This window comes from Agrobacterium sp. B1(2019) (assembly GCF_008274755.1).
Taxonomy (GTDB): domain Bacteria; phylum Pseudomonadota; class Alphaproteobacteria; order Rhizobiales; family Rhizobiaceae; genus Agrobacterium; species Agrobacterium salinitolerans.
The window spans coordinates 65,629-84,834 of the sequence record NZ_VTPB01000001.1 but is presented as its reverse complement, the minus strand read 5'-3'; the positions used below and the strand labels follow the sequence as shown (position 1 = coordinate 84,834).

The 19,206-nt window shown below is 60.6% G+C and carries 13 protein-coding genes; 6 read left to right on the top strand and 7 right to left on the bottom strand.

The annotated features are described in order from the left end of the window. Positions 1–351 precede the first annotated feature (351 nt). The 6 genes from AGR1_RS00400 to AGR1_RS00375 form a co-directional block, all read right to left on the bottom strand. Positions 352–1,851 (bottom strand): mechanosensitive ion channel family protein, encoded by a 1,500-nt coding sequence (locus tag AGR1_RS00400; RefSeq protein ID WP_149145871.1) that lies wholly within the window; start codon positions 1,849–1,851, stop codon positions 352–354. Between the two features lie 23 nt (positions 1,852–1,874). Then, entirely contained in the window at positions 1,875–2,846 is a 972-nt protein-coding gene (locus AGR1_RS00395) for a biotin/lipoyl-binding protein (protein ID WP_149145870.1), read from the bottom strand. Beyond that, positions 2,843–5,164, bottom strand: coding sequence for an ABC transporter permease (locus AGR1_RS00390; RefSeq protein WP_149145869.1), 2,322 nt, complete (start codon positions 5,162–5,164; stop codon positions 2,843–2,845). Before AGR1_RS00390 ends, AGR1_RS00395 begins: the two co-directional genes overlap by 4 nt. Next, positions 5,161–6,243 carry an HlyD family efflux transporter periplasmic adaptor subunit gene (locus AGR1_RS00385; RefSeq protein WP_149145868.1) on the bottom strand — a complete coding sequence of 361 codons (1,083 nt, stop codon included), beginning with the start codon at positions 6,241–6,243 and terminating at the stop codon, positions 5,161–5,163. Before AGR1_RS00385 ends, AGR1_RS00390 begins: the two co-directional genes overlap by 4 nt. 245 nt (positions 6,244–6,488) lie before the next feature. Beyond that, the gene (locus AGR1_RS00380) at positions 6,489–7,595 is read right to left on the bottom strand and encodes an alpha/beta hydrolase (RefSeq protein ID WP_246669647.1); all 1,107 of its coding nucleotides are present in this window, start codon (positions 7,593–7,595) and stop codon (positions 6,489–6,491) included. A 176-nt stretch (positions 7,596–7,771) separates the two neighbouring features. Continuing rightward, on the bottom strand, positions 7,772–9,409 hold the full coding sequence (locus AGR1_RS00375) for a Na+/H+ antiporter (RefSeq protein WP_149147242.1): 1,638 nt from the start codon (positions 9,407–9,409) through the stop codon (positions 7,772–7,774). Positions 9,410–9,807: 398 nt separating this feature from the next. Between AGR1_RS00375 and AGR1_RS00370 the strand changes: the two genes are divergently transcribed. From AGR1_RS00370 to poxB, 3 genes are all read left to right on the top strand, one after another. Further along, positions 9,808–10,299: a hypothetical protein gene (locus AGR1_RS00370; RefSeq protein ID WP_149145866.1), complete on the top strand. Its 492-nt coding sequence runs from the start codon at positions 9,808–9,810 to the stop codon at positions 10,297–10,299. A gap of 108 nt (positions 10,300–10,407) precedes the next feature. After that, positions 10,408–11,664 carry an MFS transporter gene (locus AGR1_RS00365; RefSeq protein WP_149145865.1) on the top strand — a complete coding sequence of 419 codons (1,257 nt, stop codon included), beginning with the start codon at positions 10,408–10,410 and terminating at the stop codon, positions 11,662–11,664. A 33-nt stretch (positions 11,665–11,697) separates the two neighbouring features. Further along, complete coding sequence (poxB, locus tag AGR1_RS00360) at positions 11,698–13,419, top strand: ubiquinone-dependent pyruvate dehydrogenase (protein WP_149145864.1); 1,722 nt, start codon at positions 11,698–11,700, stop codon at positions 13,417–13,419. Positions 13,420–13,453: 34 nt separating this feature from the next. Here poxB and AGR1_RS00355 read toward each other — a convergent pair whose 3' ends face one another. Then, the gene (locus tag AGR1_RS00355) at positions 13,454–15,256 is read right to left on the bottom strand and encodes a hypothetical protein (RefSeq protein WP_149145863.1); all 1,803 of its coding nucleotides are present in this window, start codon (positions 15,254–15,256) and stop codon (positions 13,454–13,456) included. A gap of 215 nt (positions 15,257–15,471) precedes the next feature. On the opposite strand from AGR1_RS00355, the gene AGR1_RS00350 reads away from it, so the two are divergent. The 3 genes from AGR1_RS00350 to AGR1_RS00340 all read left to right on the top strand — a co-directional run bounded on the left by AGR1_RS00350 (position 15,472) and on the right by AGR1_RS00340 (position 19,198). Continuing rightward, complete coding sequence (locus tag AGR1_RS00350) at positions 15,472–16,326, top strand: dienelactone hydrolase family protein (protein ID WP_149145862.1); 855 nt, start codon at positions 15,472–15,474, stop codon at positions 16,324–16,326. A 443-nt stretch (positions 16,327–16,769) separates the two neighbouring features. Further along, positions 16,770–17,429 (top strand): gluconate 2-dehydrogenase subunit 3 family protein, encoded by a 660-nt coding sequence (locus tag AGR1_RS00345; RefSeq protein ID WP_246669646.1) that lies wholly within the window; start codon positions 16,770–16,772, stop codon positions 17,427–17,429. Between the two features lie 2 nt (positions 17,430–17,431). After that, on the top strand, positions 17,432–19,198 hold the full coding sequence (locus AGR1_RS00340) for a GMC family oxidoreductase (protein ID WP_149145860.1): 1,767 nt from the start codon (positions 17,432–17,434) through the stop codon (positions 19,196–19,198). The last annotated feature ends 8 nt before the right edge of the window (positions 19,199–19,206 follow it).

Genomic DNA, 19,206 nt, shown 5'->3' with positions numbered 1-19,206 from the left:
CCGACGACTGGTATGAGGGCCAGAACGCAAAAAGCCCTTGCGTGGCAAGGGCTTGATGCAAAAGCAGGGATCGTTGGTTGCGGGGGCAGGATCTAATCATCACTTGCGCCCCGAGCAAGTAAAGATGGTTGCGGGGACCGGCGTCGATCATAACTTGCAATCGACGCCAGCAAAGATGGTTGCGGGAGCATGCACCCACCTTAACTTACTTTTCCGGACAGCAGCGTAAGTTCCGATCGCGAGTTCGCCAGAGCGGGCCATGAGGCCGATTGGGCTCCTTGCCGCCGAAATAGATGGAGACAGTCGCGAAAGCGAGATCCGGTTGCTCGTTTGACGCCTTTCGGACGGCCTCTAGGCCGAGCTTTTCAGGGCCATCATGATCTGGTCAACTAGCCGGGTGACGATTCCTTGCCGCGTAGCGGACGATGCGGCAATTCCGGCGTCCGTCCCTCCCAGCTTTGCAGCGCGTTGCGAGAGGTGCAGAGCGAGCTCCTCTGCTATACCGGGACGCTCCTCCAGGAGCTGAGCCATGGTCTCACGATCGACCTCGTACATCACGACATTGGTGAGCGCGCGAAACGTTGCGGTCTCGGCCGCCTTCATAAGCATTCCCGATTCGCCAATATAGTCGCCGGGCGCGAGCCTCAATTCGATGCCGCTTGCGTCCTCGACGGAGACAATTCCGCTGCGGAGAATCAAAAGGGAGGACAGGATGTCTCCGCGAGCTGCGACAATTTCACCTTTGCGGTAGGCCCGGCGTGTCATGCTGCTGGCGATTCGCTCCTTCTCGTCGCCGGACAGGGAGGAGAATAGCGGCAGGGTCTCCGTGAGCCGGAGCGGGGTCGGCCGGGCAGCCTCCAGCGTACCACCACCTGTGCCACCAGATCCTTCATGGGACGCGAGTCTGAGATCCCCCGCTTTGGCGTGGCGGTAAACCAAATCGAACAGTTCCGACTTGGTTCTTGCGATGCGCGAAAACTCGGCAACCCGAAACGAGAGTTCGAGGGTGACGGCGTCTGCATCCAGCGCCGTGATCTGCACCCCGGGCGGCGGGGTCTGAAGGATCGCCGTGGAATTTAGGAGCGCGTTTTGCATCGCCTCGGCGATTAAAGTCGGGCGGCGGGTGGGAACGAAACGCAATGTCAAAGTCGCGCCGTGGCTGCGTTCGGAACTGCTGCGGTTCGTCACCATCAGCTTGGCGAGTTGAGCGTTCGGCAGGACGACGAGATCGTTGGTGCCGTTGAGCAAATGAGTCGCCCGCCAGTTCATTTCAGTCACGCGCCCCTGCGTGCCGTCAGGCAGCGCAATCCAATCACCGATCGCGTAGGGCTGGCCAATATTGAGCGCAATGCCCGAGAACAAATCGTTCAGCGTGCTTTGCAGAGCGAGACCGAGGATAATCGCTACTACGCCCGACGTCGCGAGGAGCGTCCCGACCGGGGCTCCAAACACGTAGGCAATGATCGAGAGGACGGCGCCGACATAGATGATTCCCACAATGAGGTCTTGGATCACACGCGATTCTCGCGCCTGACCCTCAAAGCGCAGAAAAACCCGGACGCACGCAGCCATGAACCATGCGGCCGTGGTCCACCAGACCAGCTTCGTCGCACCAATAAACGCACGATGAAGAGGCGACACTCCCGTTGGCGCCGGCTCATACGGCGCATTTCCGCTTTTGATCGCGATGACCGTGACAGCGATAAGGAACCCTAGACGGAGCATGACACCATGAGCTGGGTGGCCTCGTAGAAACCAACGCAGAGCGATGCCACCCGCTATAGCGACAAGTCCCGCCAGGATCACGGGATCAAGCAATACAGATGTGAAGTCGGCCTTCTCCTGGAGCATGATCTTTCATCCCGGTCTGCCGGTCAGTTTGGGCTCGGAAGCCAGACCGCCATGCCAGGAGCTAGTCCGGTCGTCGGCTCCAGCGGCTCGAAGCGGACGCGGAAGCTGTTGAGGTCGTGATCGCCCACCGCTCGCGCCGCGCGCCAGGTGGCGAATTCGCCGAGCGGGCGCATTTCAGTGACGTGGGCGGGGATTTTCTTGCCAGAATCGTCCACGAGCTCACGCCTGGAGCCCATGCCGACCCCATTGAGGCGATCCTCGCGGATCGAGAATGCGAAAAAGAGGTCCGCGTTGAGGTCGAGGGTCACGACCGTACGACCAGCCGGTAATATCTCGCCTGTCTCGCTGGAGATCGTCCCGACAGTTGCATCTTGAGGCGCGACGAGCCGCAGCTTTGCGACACGGGCCTCGACATCGCGGAGCGACGCTATTGCCACGGCGACCTTGGCCTCTGCCAAAGCCCGTTCCTCCGCGGTTGGACCGGCCGTCGCGGCGGCGTGCTCAGCTTTGCGGCTATCGAGGTCGGCCTGTGCTTTCTCAAGCTGAGCTGTCGCCTCATCGAGTCGCTGCCGGCTTGTTGTACCTCTCCCGACGAGTGCTGCCGCCCGATCGTACATCTGACGGGCCAGCAATAGATTGGCCTCCGCCGTTTCGACAGCGCGCGCTGCGATGGCCACCTCTTCCTGACGCACGCCGGAGCGAATGCGGTCGCGTTCGGCGGCGGCACTCGTCACGGCGGCGCGCGCTTCCTCGATCGATGCGGAAAGTTCAGGATTGTCGAGAACCGCGAGCGTATCGCCGGCCCGAACGCTATCGCCCGGCACCACAAGAACCTTCACGAGGCGACCGGTCACTTCAGGCGAGACCCTGAGCCGAATGCGCTGGACCATGCCGATCGTGCTCGCCGCTGGCTCCTGGGGCAGAACTGAATAGGCGACAAAGCCGCCCAGGGCGCAGACAATACCGACGATTGAGAGTAGCCGACCCTTCTTCATGACGCCTTCTCCCTGCCGAAAGCACGAGCAGCCAGCATTGCGAGAAGCGCGTAGATTGCAGCAAGGAGCCAAAGCTGTTTCCAGGCCGGCACGACATCGCCGAACGACGCGCCCATCTGGTCGAGCCGGACCAGCCCGCTGATGCCGCTGGTGGACGGGATAGCGAGTGACATTTTCTGCAAGATCGGTGGGATCGCTTCAGGCGGCCACGCAATTCCGACAAGGAAAAAGAGCGGCAGCCCGAGCGCAATCAAGAGGAGTGTCGCCGTCTCTCGGTGTCGAAAGCCAGCCCCGATGAACTGCCCAAGGAAACTGATCGACAATATGAAAGGAATGGCAAAGACCGCGAGGTCGGCGAACCGCGCGCTGTAGGAAAATCCGTAGATCCGCGGGAGCAGGACGAGGTAAAGCACATAGACGGGTGCAACGAGCACGAGATGCGCAAGGCCCTGCCCCAACACCGCTGCCGGGGTCCCACGCTGAAGCGTGGCAGCTTTTCCGCCGCGCTCGTGGGCCGCGCCGCCGAGCATCGCCGCGCCCATCATCAGCGTTTGCTGCAGGATCAACAAGAAGGCGGCCGGCACGACATAGCTCGCATAGCCGCCTGTCGGATTGAACAATGGCTGATTCAGTATTTCAACCGGCGAGAGGCGATTGAGGGACGCGCGCGCCAGGCTGCCGTCGGAGCGCGCGCCGCCAGAAGCCAGTTCGTTCGTCACGGTGGCAGATGCCTCGGCGAACCCTTGGACGGTGCGATTATAGAGAAGGAAGTAGGAGGCATCGACATATGCGGAAAGGCGCGCCGGGTTGCCTTTGAGCAATTCGCGCTCCGTACCTTGTGGAATACCCAGGATGCCGAAGACTTCGCGCCTTTCGAGTGCCTCACGCGCTTCGGCGAGCGTCGTCGGGCGTAATGCGACGCGGATCGCTTCGTCGGCGTCGAGTTCCATGAGTAGCCGTCTGCTGATATCCGTTCGATCGGCATCAACGACCGCAACCGGCACCTTGCGGATCAACTGGCCGAGATACGGTTGCGGATAGAGGACGGCATAGACGACCGGAGCCAGGACAAGCAGGCCGAGGGCACCGCTGTCGCGCAGCACGCGATGTATCTCGCCTGTGAACGCGCCAGCTACGCCACGGCGGCGCGGCTCGGACATGGCCGGGATTTCGGTCTTGGCCCAGCCGCTCCGCGTTCGTTTCCGCAAAAGCAATAGAGCGAAACCGAAATAGGCGAACGCCAGAGCACATAGTACGAGCAAGGGCGGTGCCGAATATGCGACCGCCACGCCACGCGCGGCCTGATCTACGAGAATTTGCACATACCATCGCAGCGGCAGCATCGCGCCCCACGCGAGAGAGAAGTCGTTCATTGCAAGAAGTGGAAAGCCAAGACCGGCGAAGCCGAAAGCAGGCGAGCAAATCAGTCCCACGAGAGCAAGCCCGATGGCGAGATTGCGGACAAGCAGTTGCAGCATCGCCCCCAGCGCGAGATAAGCTGAGACCATCAAAAAGGCGGCTAGCCCGAGCAGGCCGGAATCGCCACGGAATGGAATGTCGAAGTATCCGTGGATGATGGCGCTACCTACGGTCATTTGCACGGCAAAGATCATGAGATAGGGTGCTAGTTTGCCTGTGAGCGCCACAAGCGCGCTGCCCCCGGCCGCTTTCATCCAACTCTCGGGGCCTCGACCCCGCCCAAACTCGGAACCTACCGCGTATCCGCCCGCAATTGCGACGATGACGTGGAGTACGGTCGGAAGGATCGCTCGAAGCAAGAACTGGACATAGTTCAGCGCCGGATTGGTCAGAACGTAGGATTCCACGACCAGTTTCCCCGGACCGGCAGACGCCACCGGTGACGATGCCGGCGTGATATCCGCGACAGCGGCATTGAGTGCAGACTGTAGCGCGCTGGATGCAATATTGCCTGGCGTGTAGAACTGCTTATTGTGAAAGATTACGATCTGAGGACGTTTCTGTCCCAGTAGGTCACGCTCGAAACTTCTGGGTATGTAGACTACCGCGATCGCTTCACCGGAGCGTATTGTGTGCATTGCGCCATTGAGGTCGTTCGAGCGTGACACAATCCGTACTCCGGGCGCGGCATCGACGGCTTGTACGAAAAGCTGCGACGTCCGGGAATGATCCTGGTCGACAATATCAACGCCAAGATCTCGCACCACTGCATTGCGGAAGGTGAGCGAGAGAACGCCGAATGCGAAGAGCGGGAGCATGAGAACGATAAGGATGGCGACCCGATCGCGCAGCAGCCACCGTGCTTCTCGCAGGACAACCGCGACGAAACCTCCGTTCATCGGCCGCCCCCCCAGTCACTGTAGGCGCTCATCCCTGGTCGCAGGCCCGCTACCGGCTCGAGAGGGTAGACACGGACCTCGAAGGTTCTCAGATCAAAATCGCCCGTTGCGCGGGTCGCGCGCCAGCCGGCATATTCGCCTCGCGTCGCGATTGTCCGCACAACGACGGTGACTGGCTTATCGCCAAGCGCCGGGATGCGAACATCGAAATGGTCACCGGTCTTCAGGTTTCGAGCGAGGTCTTCACGCAGATCAAAGCGGAGCCAGACGTTGCCGAGATCGACGAGCGAGAGCAGCGGCACGCCCGGTGAGACGTACTCACCAAGTTCCGCGCTGATTTGATAGACTTCGGCCGCGACCGGAGCCGAGACCTTCAGCTCGGCCACCTGAGAACGCAGAGTGGCGACCGCCGCTTGCGCCTTGGCGACTGCTGCCCTGGCGACGGCGCGCTCCTCGACGGTGTAACCGTTGATCGCCTCCTGGTAGGACAATCTTGCCTGCTCCGCGCTTCGGCGTGCGACGTCGAGCGATGCCGTGACCTCGTCCAGACGCTGAACGGAAGCAATTTGCTGCGCCGTCAGCTGGCTGGTGCGGTCATAGTTTTGTTGAGCCAGTTTGAGATTTGCATCGGCAACCGCTACTGCCGCCTTGCGCGTTGAGACGGTTTCCGGGCGTGTGCCGGTCTCGATCCGCGCGAGATCAGCCTCGGCGACCTTCACGGCGGCCTCGGCTTCCGCGAGCTTGGTCAGCAGCTGCGGATTTTCGATTTCAAGGAGCGTCTGTCCTGCCATAACGGCCGCGCCGCGCTGTGCAGGTCGAATCGCGACGCGCCCGTCGACGCGCGCGGCGATGTCGATGCGGGTCGCGTCTGCTTCGCCTTGAACCAGGAGGGGCTGAGGTTGAACCAGATACCACAGCGACAAACCGACAATGCAAGCGACGAGCGCAGTGACGACAATCGTTCCTACAACCCCGCTCTGCGCGGCCGGCGTTTTTGCCGCCGTGTGTCCGACAGGTTCCGACCTCTCCAGGTCGGTGACCTCTGCGAATTCCGACGTGCTTTCATCTGTGGCGCTCATTTTGGAAACTCAACATGCCAGTCATCGAAATGAGGCACAGTTCCACGAGGCGAAGGTTCACCACCCCCTTTGAGGACAGGATTCGATGCCTCATATATGCGCCAACCTGATTGCTCAGGATAAGCATGTCCGATGGTCGCGGTAGTGAGCCAGACGCGCTCACCGTGAGTCACGGCACCGGCCGCCCCGTTGGCGAAATCCACTCTCGCGCCAACATCTGGGCGATCGGCGCTCGCGCCGGGTTCCTATCGGTCCATCAGGATTGGCAGACGCATACCAGTGACCAGATCAGTTCCAGAGATGTCCTGCCCTTCAATCAGGCGCTTGCCGATCAAGCGCACAATCTCGGGGCTTTCCGCGAATTTGCCATGATGGAACCTGTCGCCAGAGGACACCTTGGTGAGATCGACGACCGAAAGATCGGCATTTTGCAGCTTTGAGCGATAGGGCTCCACATCGGGATCTATGCTCCCGAGACGATCCTTTTCGCCCGAAAGAAAGCGGGAGATTGAGAGGGCGCTGTCGTCTTTCGAGAGGAACAACGTCACCTTTGGCTTCGGCCCGCGGAACTGCTCATACTCAAGTCGGAAGACGTCCACGTCGACGTCCGGGGAAGCCATGATGACATTGCGAACCTTCTCGGGAAGATGACCTCGCCGAATTGCCAATTGCCTCAACGCCTCGAGCGCGAGCCAGTTGCCCATTGAATGCGCGAGGATTGTGATATCGGTGACGTTTCGGTCTTTCGCTGCCCTGTCGATGAGATATTCCAGCGCGTTGCGCGAATACGTAGCGCTTTCCTTGTCGTAGAGGTAGGCGAAGGGGCCGCCGCGGGAAGGCCAGGTGAACAGGATTGGGGCGGCGTCGGTGCCGGAATCGGTCTTGACCTGCGCAAGCCGGTAAAGCGCCTCTGCGAAGCTGTTATTGAATCCGTGGACGAAGATCAGAACTTTTCTCCTGCGACCGGCCACCGACAGGAACCAGTCGTCGACCTGCGCGCCGGAGACACTCGCGGCCGACAAGGTCGCAAACTCGGTCGCGGCATTTGGCGGGTATCGGCGAGGCCATTGCACTTTGCCGATCTTGCGTGCCTTGGAGGGCGGGACGGACACGACGACTCGCGACAGCGACCAATCTCGTGCCCTCTCGCCACCGTAAATTTGCCCGGGCGTCGGGCTCTTCTCGCGGGTAGACATAACCAAAATGTCGACCGGAGTTCCACCGCCGTCAGCGGACGGAATCAGGACATTTTCTGAGTGTCCCGCACAGCCCGATGTAACGAGAGCCAGCAACAAAGATGGGATGCCAATCCATCGCATAGTTGCCCGGCGAATATTGCTGGCGCCAAGCATGACCAAGAAGACCGCTCCGAACCTGTCAACGTCGAGGACACAAGATGCCGCAGCGTAGTGCCCGCACGACCGTCAGCGACGTGAGTCTACGTTAGCTCGGGGCCGGTTAGGTGCGCGAACTGCTACCACAAGGGCGAGTGTTGGCTTTGGTACGTTGAGATCGTGGAGAGAAAGACTTATTTCGGCATGTGGCGTGCCTCCAGCAAGTCGAGTTCTCCGACGAGCCTTCTCGCTAAATCGTCCGGAAGCTGGCCCGTTCGTGCCAGGCGAAACATCGTGTCCCGCTCGGCTCGTAGCGCCAGCAGCCGCAGTTCACGATCGAGATGATCCATCCGTCGGACGCGCTGCGCGTCATCATCGATCCTGGACCATCCCTCGATGCGGGATCGATAGAGCGTCACGATCTCGGCCTGAGCGTCAGCGAGGACCTCGGGCTCTGTCTCGTCGGCAAACGGCAGATCACGGGCGCGACCGATCGCCTCGATTGCTGCCTCCGCCGCGAGGGTGCGGGCACGATTTTCTCGCTCATCCACGAGCGGACTCTCGGGCATCTTCATCCCGCGCAGCAGAAGCGGCAAACCCAAGCTCGACGAGATCAGCGATATCACTATCGTCCCCGCCGCGAGGCTACAGGCGAGATCCCGCATCGGGAAGGGTGTACCGTCGTTCAGCGACAAAGGCAGCGTCAGTACGCCAGCCAGGGTGACCGCGCCACGCACGCCTGCAAGCGATGCGACCGCAGTCAGGCGCCACCCTGGCCGGGAAGCGTCGTGCGTGCTGCGCCGGGAGCGCAACATCGTAAAGCTCAGCGACAACCACACCCAGAGATAGCGCAAGAATGCCAAAGTCAGGCAGATCGCCACGACGTAGGCGAACAGAAGCGGTAAGCCCACCCCATCGGTCCCGGACGACCAGGTGGCTGGCGCTACGATCGTCGGCAATTGGGCGCCGAGCAGCACAAAGATGATCCCGTTCACAGTGAACTGGAGAGCATCCCAAACGGCGGTACGGCGAATGCGCGTACTGGCGGTCGCCTGCCCCGATTGCTCCAAATAGCTCATCGTCAGTCCTGCGCTAACAGCAGCGAGAATCCCGGAACAGCCTAGATGCTCGGCGAGGATGTAGGCCGCGAAAGGAAGGATGAGGCTGATCACGATCTGGGAGCCCGGCTCCTCACCGACGCGCCGGGCAACCCAGTTTTTCGCAATCGTTGCCGTCCAGACCACGGCGACGCCGCTGGCAAGCCCTCCGCCCGCCAGCCACAGGAAAGTTGCAACAGCGTCCAGCGGAGAAAATGCGCCGCTCAACACAGCGGCGACCGCGAACCGCATGCAGACCAGGCCCGCGGCATCGTTGAGGAGCGACTCTCCCTCCAGAATGTGCATAAGACGGCTCGGGATCGGTATGCGAGCACCTATCGCGGAAACCGCAACCGGGTCAGTTGGCGACAGCACCGCCGCCAGCGCAAAGGCGACTGCCAGCGGCATCGCTGGGATCATCCAATGAATGAACAGGCCGAGACCAAGCACCGTGAGCAGTACGAGGCCTAGTGCAAGCTCCAGGACTGCTCGTTTCTCCTGCAGCAGAGCCTGCTTGGGAATGCGCCAACCATCGAGAAACAACAATGGCGGCAAGAATAGGAGGAAGAAGACGTCTGGATTGAGGTCGAACGCGAGGTCGACGGAGAGTGTAAGGACGACGCCGAGCCCGATCTGGACAAGCGGCAAGGGAATTGAGAGAGGCAACGCCCTCGCGACCGCGCCACTAACAACGACCGTGAGAAGGAGGGCGAGCGCAGAGCTCACCATGCCCATAAGAACCAAACTGACACCGCCCTTCTCCGGCGCCTGACTTGACCCCGGTAGTGGCAATGTGCTGGACGATCGTGGAAAACGGCAGTGGCGCGAAACTAGCTCACGGTAAGCTGTGATAGTTAGGTGCCGGGTTGAGATGACGGACCGTAGTGATGATTTGTGCCGGTTTCGGCACGCTCACGACGTGCACTGGCGCTCGTGCTGCCGACGCATGTCGCTAACGCCGGCAAACCCCCGCTCACTGCAAATAGTGCGCTGTCGATTCTAGGCTTAGCTGATTTCACGCAAACACATCGCCGTGGCTGGGGCGTTCCTGCCCAAAGCCGTTTCGCGGATGACCGGGGCGGACTGGGCGCACGGAGACACTGTGAAGAATCAAGCTCCGAAAGGAACCCGTCATGAGTCTCGGACTGCCAATTGAAGTGATTCTGGCAATTCATGTCGGGATAAGCCTGATCGGGATTGTTTCGGGGCTGGTCGCCATAGCAGGCTTGGCGGCGCGCCATTGGTCCCAAAGGTGGCAATTCGTCTTTCTCGTCACCACCGCATTGACCAGCCTCACTGGATTTCTCTTTCCCTTCGCAGGCGTCACGCCTGCGTTCGTCTTCGGCCTGGTCTCTCTCTTTCTCCTGCTGGTCGCCGCGCTAACGGTATCGTCCAAAACGCAACGTCGAAGCAGCACCATCTACGTTCTCGCCGCGACGGTAGCCCTCTATTTGAACGTGGTCGTCCTGATCGTCCAAGCGTTTCAGAAAATTGCAATATTGCAGGCTCTTGCACCGACGGGCACCGAGTGGCCGTTCCTGGTCGTGCAGCTCGTATCGCTGGCTGGAATCGTCCTGCTCGGCTTCTTCGCCGTACGTGGCGTCCGCGCCGAGAGGGTTGCCTAGCCACTCGCTGAGGCCGCGCGCCGACTAACGCAAGACAATCTCGCGCTCACTGCACTTGGTTCGATACCGATCGTAGCGTGCAGAAATCGCGGCCAGATGGGATTCCTCATGACATCTACATCGTCCCAGGTAGATCGAAGCCAATCGGATCGCCACGCATTTATCGTTGCATGGGGATTGGCACTGATCTTCTATGTCATTCAGTACGCGACCCGCTCTGCACCGGGCGTGATGCTGGAAGACATGGAGCGAGCGTTCGGCCTCTCCGCTGCTGGCGTTAGCGCGATTGTCGGAAGTTACTACTATACTTATGCGATCGTAAGCCTAATCGCTGGCGTCGCTCTTGATCGTGTCGGAGCGAAGTCGGTCATCCCGGTCGGGGCTGGCCTCTTTGGTCTCGGTTGCGTCCTTTTCGTCGCCGGCGGACCGTCGCTTGCCTATCTGGCACGCATGCTTCAAGGCGCCGGCTCTGCCTTCGCGTTCACCGGCGCCGTTTATCTCGCTGCGAGAGGTTTCGTGCCGGGGGTTCTCGCCACCGCTGTTGGGGTTACGCAGTCCATGGGCATGCTGGGTGGCTCGGCCGGCCAGTTCCTGGTCGGTCCGCTCATTCATGGCGGGCTGAATTGGCAAGTCTTCTGGGTTCTGCTCGGCCTGGCCGGGATGGCGATAGCGATAGGTCTGTTCTGGATGACGCCTTCCGTTTCCAGGACGGAGCCAGCTTCTGGAGGATGGCTTCACCTCTTCGCACCGTATCGAACGGTGCTCAGCAATCCACAATCGTATCTGTGTGGCATTGTCGCCGGGCTGATGTTTGCTCCGACGACGATCGGGATGATGACGTGGGGTGTGGCATTCTTCCAGACAGATCGCGGCTTCCCCTATCAAAGCGCCGTTCTGGCCGCCTCCCTCGTACCACTCGGATGGGCAGTCGGATGCCCACTTACTGGCTGGCTTGCTGATCGACTGGGCCGGCGCAAGCCGGTGGTTATCGGAGGGGCAGTGGTCCTGCTGATCGGAATTGGTCAGTTGACCTTTACGCCTGATCTATTCCCGTCCCCGCCGATCCTCTTCCTCCTGGGCGTCGCTTCCGGATCAGCGATGATACCCTACACAATGATCAAGGAGGTAAACCCCGATGAGGTGAAAGGCAGCGCGACAGGTGCGATCAACTTCATCAACTTCGGGGTGACCTCGCTCATCGGACCGGTCTTCGCCGCCCGCTATGGACGCACGCTCGCCAGCACCGATGATCCACTCGGCCACTTTCAGCATGCCGGTCTGTTCTGGCTGGCAACAGTCGTGGCGGCGCTGCTCCTGGCAGTTCTCCTGCGCGAAACCGGCCAGCGTCAAGCACCCACGCGATGACGCCATCTAGCATTTCAAACGTTGGAGATTGTCATGGCAGAAACGGCAGCCTACTTCATGGCCCTGAGCCTCGAAAAGGCAGGGGTCGAACGCGTTTACGGCGTCGTCGGCGATTCGCTGAACGGTCTGACCGATGCGCTGCGAAAGCGTGGCAAGATTGAGTGGATCCACGTTCGTCATGAGGAGGCCGGCGCCTTCGCGGCGGGAGCCGAGGCGCAGATCACCGGCAACCTCGCGGTTTGCGTCGGCAGTTGCGGTCCGGGAAACCTCCACCTCATCAACGGTCTGTTCGATTGCCACCGTAGCGGTGTTCCGGTTCTCGCCATTGCCGCCCATATCCCAAGCACCGAACTCGGCATTGACTATTTCCAGGCCACCCATCCCGAGATTCTTTTCAAGGAATGCAGCCACTACGCAGAGCTGGTCTCACATCCGGAGCAGCTGCCGCAGGTCCTCGAGCGGGCCATGCGGGTTGCGATTGCCCGCAAGGGAGTTGCCGTGGTCGTCATTCCCGGTGACGTGGCGCTGAAGCCCTTGGCGGTGCCCGTTCCCAATTGGATCGCGCCGCGTTCGCCCGTTATCCGCCCAAGCGCCGAGGATGTTGAGGATCTGGCGAACATCCTGAATGCCGCGGGTGACGTTACGCTTCTCTGCGGTGCCGGCTGCGCGGGCGCCCGCGAGGAGGTGCTGGCGCTGGCTGAGAAACTGAAAGCGCCGATCGTCCATGCCCTGCGCGGCAAGGAATGGATCGAATACGACAATCCGTTTGATGTCGGCATGACCGGCTTCATAGGGTTTGCGTCCGGATATGCAGCAATGAAGGCGTGCGACACACTGGTCATGCTCGGCACCAGCTTCCCCTATCGCCAGTTCTATCCCGACAATGCCAAGGTCGTGCAAATCGACATCAGCCCGGAAGCGCTGGGGAACCGTCATCCGTTGGACCTCGGTATCCTGGCGGACATTCGCGAGACGTTACGGGCAGCGCTGCCGTCGATCGACACAAAGTCGGACGCGTCACACCTGAACCGGGCAATCGCGCACTATCAAACGTCGCGCCGCAAACTCGACGAACTCGCCGAAAGCGACGAGACCAGCAAGATCGTCCACCCGCAATACCTCAACCGACTGGTTAGCGAGCTCGCCGCGGAAGACGCGATTTTCACATGCGACGTCGGCACGCCGACTGTCTGGGCCGCGCGCTATCTTGCGCTCAACGGAAAGCGGCGCTTGCTCGGATCGTTCAATCACGGTTCGATGGCGAACGCGTTGCCGCAGGCGATCGGTGCCCAGGCCGCATTTCCGGAACGGCAGGTGGTCTCCCTGTGCGGAGATGGTGGCTTCACGATGATGATGGGCGATTTCATCACGCTCAGCCAGGTCGGGCTGCCTGTGAAGGTGATCGTTCTCAACAACGGGACGTTGGGCTTCGTCGAGATGGAAATGAAGGCATCCGGTTTTCTCGATACCGGCTGCGATCTCAAGAACCCCAACTTCGCCGCCATGTCGGAGGCCATGGGCATCCGTGGATTCCGCGTGGAGAAGCCGCAGGATTTGCGCGGAGCCCTCTCAGAAGCCTTCGCACATAACGGACCTGCCCTTGTTGATGTCGTCAGTGCACGTCAAGAGCTTGTGATGCCGCCGAAGGCCTCCTGGGGCCAAGCCCATGACTTCGGTGTTTTCCTGCTCAAGGCGGTACTCGGTGGGCGGACCGGCGAGGTGATCGATCTGGCGAACGTCAATCTACTGAGGTGATGACCTGGGGCGGGACGAAAAGCCCCTTTTTGCATCAGGAGCCCGCGTTAAGCGGGCTCAATCTTTTCAAGAGCACCTGAAATTTTTCAGACGGACGAAATCTGTCGAAACGAGGATCCGAGCGCATCCACGCTGTCGATAGTTCCCCACGATCCAGAGCCTTCTCCAGCCAGTCCAGTGTCGCCGTCTCGTCAGAAAGGGCGGCAGAAAGCGAGGCCCGCGCAAAGCACGTCGAGCGCTCAAAAACGTGGGAGGCGATAGAGTCAGCACGACCGCGCTCGCCAAGCCACGCCTCGATCTCAGCGACGGCGAAAACGTAATCCGGCGTCGTGTCGCATCGCCGCCCGATAAGCGCGGCGCATGAGCGGGCGCCTTCGACGCTTCCCTCGAATACGTGCGCCAGAGCTTTGAAGAACAAGACTTCGCCAGAACGGCTGTGGGACGAAATAGAACCCCTCTGGCCGGTGAGGTTGATGTAGCGACGCGCCTGGTAGTGACTGATGGTCTCGGCAATGTCTTGCTGCGTTGAAAACGGCTCGATCTCGCGGGCTTCACGGAACAGGAGGTCGGCCTTCTCGTGAAGTCCAAAAATCGTGAGGAATACTCCGAAGACCCGATTTGCTCTCGCGCTGACTCCGAGTGAGCGCACATGCTCGAAGGCTGCCTCCGCTTTTGGTGGATCCCGTTCGAGCCATGCATAGAGCGTCGCCAGCGCGGCATTGGCCTCAATCGAGCGCCCGTCGATGGCAAGCGCCCGGTCAACGGAGTATCGTATTTCCTTTATCGCCTCCTCGCGATCCACGACACCGAGCCGAAACAGGTCGCAAGCGCAATCGGCTAATCCCGAAAACCCGCGAGCATAGTCGGGGGCCGATTCCGCGACCTGCCTGAATAGGCGCTGTGCTTCGGCAATGGACTCCGGCGTCTGGCCATCAAGGAGCAGCCTGGCGCGGTAAACTTTCGCGTTGGCGCGCATGGCTTGCGGGCTGGGCTCAATGGAAAGGTCTCGCATGCGCGAGCTGTCCAGCCTTGCGCGGCTGAGCAAGGTCCGAGCGACTTTGTCTTGGAAATCCCCGAGAGGTCCCGAGTTCGGGCTTTCGAAACGATCTGACCACAGGACGAATCCGTCCGAGTCCGAGACCTCGACCGTCACCCGCATCGCGCCGTCGACTTCACGTACGCTGCCAAGCACTACCGCGTTTACGCCTAGCGCCTTTGCTAGGTCCGCGGCAGAGCGATTGTCGTCGTGGCCGGCGGCCGCGCGCGAAGCCACCCAGAGCCCTTCGGCTTGGCCCATGGTGAAAATGAGCTCGTCCGCCAGGCCGTCGGCGAACGTGTCGAGATCTGGCCGGCGAGGGATGGCACGGAACGGCATAATCGCCAACGTCGCCCCTCTTCCGGCTCTGAAGATCCTGTTGCCTTCAATCGAATCCGGCACGGCCCGCGACCCGACCGCACGAAGAGAGAAGCTCGGGACATACCCGCCGGTCGGCAAAGTGATGATGACAGGATCATCGATTCCCGTGCCCCGATAGAATTCAACAAGCTTTCGACGAAGGCGGCGTGCTTCGACGCGCACGGTTGAGTCAATCCGAGAGTCGTAGGGAGGATTGCGCCCGTAAATGGCGTTGCCGATAACGACCTCCTTGAGGCCGATACCTCCGTCCGCCATGGTTTCTTCGACAACAAACTGGAGAAATGCGAAGAGCCTGTTAGATCCGGCAAACTCCGCGCTCTTCTCCAGCCGGGAAAGCTGGAGCTTGATTGCCTCTGGGGTCGGTACTCCGAGCAAGTGTTCGCGGCTCCTATCACATAGCTTGCGCTGATGATACGCCACGAACCGCCTGCTAAGCGAGTAACGACGGTCCCCTTACCGTGAGCTCGATGGCCGCTTACTCGTCCTCACGTAGCCTTACGTCGCGTTCCAGCTCCTTATACCATATTCTGAGCTGAGGCCGCTCTTCCCATTTTTGGGTTATCCGCCCAACGACAATGTCCGTACGGGGGCGCGGCGGCGCAGTTATCCAGGTTTGACCAGCATGGACCTCCCTGATGAGCGACACGATCCTCTCTCTCTTCGGTGGACTTGAGCCTTGCGACGCGCCGATCGATCTCGGCGCCATCCCTCTTTATCCCTCTCGATTGCAGCGCAAGCCGATCTGGGAGGTTCGGGATGGAGATCGATGGATTCGCAATGTGGTTGAGCCGGCGCTCATACCCATCATGCCGGAAACCGGCGACGATCCCTCGATGGCTGTAATAGTCGCGCCTGGCGGCGCATTCCGTGCGCTTTCTGTCGACAACGAGGGCCTAGCTGTCGGAAAGTGGCTGGCGAAGCAGGGGATCGCGGCATTCGTTCTGATCTATCGCCTGATCCAGACGCCGCGAAGCACCAAGGCTTTCTATCGCTCGCTGTCATCGCTCGAGGAGCAGATCGACGCCGGGACGGTTGACTATGGTTTGGTGTCTGCTCCGCCGGAGGCGCTGGCCGATTCCGTCGCGGCGGTCGCCGCGGTTCGAGATCAGGTCGTCGGGACTGAGCAGAAGCGGGCAAAAGTCGGCATCATCGGCTTTTCGGCCGGGGGCATTCTTGGTATCAGCCATGGCGCATCGGACGAATCTAGCCGTCCCGATTTCGTCGGTGCGCTATATCCAAGCCTAGACGTCATCCCGGTCATGCCCGGTCCTCCGCCGCTATTCATTGCGGCGTGCTGCGATGATCCATTGTTTGGTCGGCAAGGCTTCGGGATTGTCGAGGCATGGAACGAGGCCGGTGGCGATGTAAGTCTGCACTCCTACTCTCAGGGAGGACACGGCTTCGGGATGAAACGCCAGGGCCTCCCGTGTGACGAGTGGCCGGATCGCTTTGTCGAATGGCTCCGAGCCATTGAGCGGCAACCTGAATAGGTGTTGCCTCTCTGGAACAGATGCGCCTTTGGCAGCTCGGTCGAGTGCTGATTGGGCTTTTCTCGCACGCGTTCGCTGACACAGCGGCTCGAACAGAAGCGCTGCGCAAGCGATCAAGCGAAAAAATGTGCCGCCAAAGAATCGCGTTCGCCGTGTGTGGTTCGGCTAACGCAAGCGGCACCTGCGCTTACTGCACAGCCGGCAGAAAGCCCTAGTAACGTTAGCGCGCGGATAGCAGACGCCAAAAACCCGTGAATGGGGGCAGCAACCGAATTGCGGTGGACCGTCGTTTCAGCCTCGCGCGCGGCGGTCTCAGTCAATAGGCAGAGGGCAACGGGATGAAAGACGACGCGGAGAAACCTACGAGCCCTCCAACCTCCGGCGAAGCGCCGACGACATGGAGGGAGCTGGTGCCTCCCGCTGCCCATCCCAGCCGCCGTTTGGTGCTGAAGGCCGCTGTGGCCGCCGGCACAATGCTGACGCCCCTTGGCTCGGCGCGGGCGGCGACGCCGCAGGTTATGTTCGATGCTTACGAGCCGGCGTACTTCACCGCGGATGAATGGGCGTTTGTCCGTGCCGCCTGCGCACGGCTGATTCCATCAGACGGCGACGGTCCGGGCGCAATCGAAGCGCATGTTCCGATCTTCATCGACAAGCAGATGACAGCGGAGTTCGGAACTGGCGCGGACTGGTTCATGGAAGGCCCGCACGACCCCGGCGCAGACCCCTTCCTCGGATTTCAGTCCCCGCTCACACCAGCGCAGATCTACCGAGAGGCCATCGCTGCGATCGACGCATGGTGCAAGGCTGAAAAGGGTAGCCGATTTGCCGCCCTTGACGCGCCAACGCAGGACAATGTGCTTCAGAATCTGCAAGGCGGAAAGGTTCCGCTTTCACCAGAATTGCGCGACTTCTTCGCGTTTCTTCTCCAGAATTCAAAGGAAGGCTACTTCGCCGATCCGATGTACGGCGGGAACTTCAAGATGGCCGGCTGGAAGCATATCGGCTTCCCTGGCGCGCGCGGCGCTTTCCGCGAATGGGCACACGACAAAGGCGACGCCTATCCGCTTGGCCCCGTTTCCATCTCCGGCGAGAGGGGATGACCATGGCTCGTCAGGAAAAGAAGGTTGATGCGGTGGTCGTCGGGCTCGGCTGGACCGGCGCAATTCTGAGCATGGAATTGGCGCAGGCCGGGCTTGAGGTGCTCGCGCTGGAACGGGGTGAGGATCGCGAGACCGTACCCGATTTCGCCTATCCGAAGATGGTCGACGAGCTGAAATACGGCGTGCGACTCGGACTTATGCAACGTCCCGCCGACTCGACCATGACCATCCGCCGTTCGCTCCAGGAGACGGCGTTGCCATACCGATGTCTTGGTAGCTTCCTGCCGGGGAACGGTGTCGGTGGCGCGGGCGTACACTGGAACGGTCACACATGGCGAGCGTTGCCAGAAGAACTGCGGCTCCGTTCGTATGCCGTGGAACATTTCGGTTCCGATGTCATCCCTGAAGGCATGACGATCGAGGATTGGGGCGTCACCTACGACGAACTCGAACCGTTCTTCGACCGCTTCGAATATATCTGCGGCATCTCCGGCCAGGCCGGGAACCTCGGTGGTCAGCGTCAGGATGGTGGCAATCCTTTTGAAGGCCCGCGCAGCCGCCCTTATCCATTGCCGCCACTGCCGACCTTGCTCAATGGCACGATGTTCAGCGATGCAGCGAGAGCAATGGGCTATCACCCCTTCCCGTTGCCATCAGCAAACCTGTCCGACGTCTATACGAATGAATACGGGATGCAGCTTGGCCCGTGCAATTTTTGTGGATTCTGCGAGCGCTTCGGCTGCATCAACTATTCGAAGTCTTCTCCGCAAACTTGCATTCTCGGCGCCCTGAAGCAAAAGACGAATTTCCGTTACCGCACGCGTTCGGAGGTGTTGCGGGTCGATCTTGCGCCGGATCGCAAGACAGCGACAGGCGTAACCTATGTCGATGACACAGGAGGCGAGGTCTTCCAGCCGGCTGATCTGGTGATTTTGGCCGCCTATCAGTTTCACAACGTGCATCTGATGCTGCTGTCGGGCATCGGCAAACCCTACTCTCCTGAGACCGGCGAGGGCGTGGTTGGACGAAACTACGCCTACCAGATGTCCGGCGGCACGAGCCTTTTCTTCAAGGACAAGCATTTCAACCCGTTCGTCGGTGCGGGAGCCAGCGCAATGGTGATCGACGACTTTGCGGTCAATCAGATTGATTTCGCAAAGGAGGGGTTCATCGGCGGCAGCTACATCTACAGCGGCCAGTTCAACGGACAGCCGATCCGCTCGATGGCCCTGCCGAAAGGCACTCCTGCGTGGGGCGCTGCCTGGAAGGAAGGCGTCAAAGACTGGTACGGCCGCTCGATGACCGTCAGTTCGCACGGCTCGAACATGGCTTATCGGGACTGTTGTCTCGATCTCGATCCGACGTATCGAAACAAGCACGGGCAACCCATACTGCGGATGACGTTCGACTGGAAGCCGAACGATATCCGCATGACGCAGTTTATGCGCTCCAAGATCGAACCTCTCGTGACGTCGTTGAACCCGACCAGTTGGACCTCGTCCTTCAGGGACGACGGATCGCACTACGATGTGCGTCCCTACCAGACAACGCACAACACGGGCGGCGCGATCATGGGGGTCGATCCGACGAGGAGCGCGATCAACCGCTATCTGCAAAGTTGGGACGTCCACAATGTCTTCGTAATGGGCGCAAGCGCCTTCCCGCAGAACCTCCAATACAACCCGACGGGTACAGTCGGGGCGCTTGCCTACTGGTCAGCCCGCGCAATCCGGGATGACTACCTGAAGAACCCCCGTCCGCTGATGTGAAATCGGGA

Excerpts from the sequence above, each read along its gene's own strand:
- AGR1_RS00400 (WP_149145871.1), bottom strand. The coding sequence starts at position 1,851 with ATGCTCCAGGAGAAGGCCGACTTCACATCTGTATTGCTTGATCCCGTG.
- AGR1_RS00395 (WP_149145870.1), bottom strand. The coding sequence starts at position 2,846 with ATGAAGAAGGGTCGGCTACTCTCAATCGTCGGTATTGTCTGCGCCCTG.
- AGR1_RS00390 (WP_149145869.1), bottom strand. The coding sequence starts at position 5,164 with ATGAACGGAGGTTTCGTCGCGGTTGTCCTGCGAGAAGCACGGTGGCTG.
- AGR1_RS00385 (WP_149145868.1), bottom strand. The coding sequence starts at position 6,243 with ATGAGCGCCACAGATGAAAGCACGTCGGAATTCGCAGAGGTCACCGAC.
- AGR1_RS00380 (WP_246669647.1), bottom strand. The coding sequence starts at position 7,595 with ATGCTTGGCGCCAGCAATATTCGCCGGGCAACTATGCGATGGATTGGC.
- AGR1_RS00375 (WP_149147242.1), bottom strand. The coding sequence starts at position 9,409 with ATGGGCATGGTGAGCTCTGCGCTCGCCCTCCTTCTCACGGTCGTTGTT.
- AGR1_RS00370 (WP_149145866.1), top strand. The coding sequence starts at position 9,808 with ATGAGTCTCGGACTGCCAATTGAAGTGATTCTGGCAATTCATGTCGGG.
- AGR1_RS00365 (WP_149145865.1), top strand. The coding sequence starts at position 10,408 with ATGACATCTACATCGTCCCAGGTAGATCGAAGCCAATCGGATCGCCAC.
- poxB (WP_149145864.1), top strand. The coding sequence starts at position 11,698 with ATGGCAGAAACGGCAGCCTACTTCATGGCCCTGAGCCTCGAAAAGGCA.
- AGR1_RS00350 (WP_149145862.1), top strand. The coding sequence starts at position 15,472 with ATGAGCGACACGATCCTCTCTCTCTTCGGTGGACTTGAGCCTTGCGAC.
- AGR1_RS00340 (WP_149145860.1), top strand. The coding sequence starts at position 17,432 with ATGGCTCGTCAGGAAAAGAAGGTTGATGCGGTGGTCGTCGGGCTCGGC.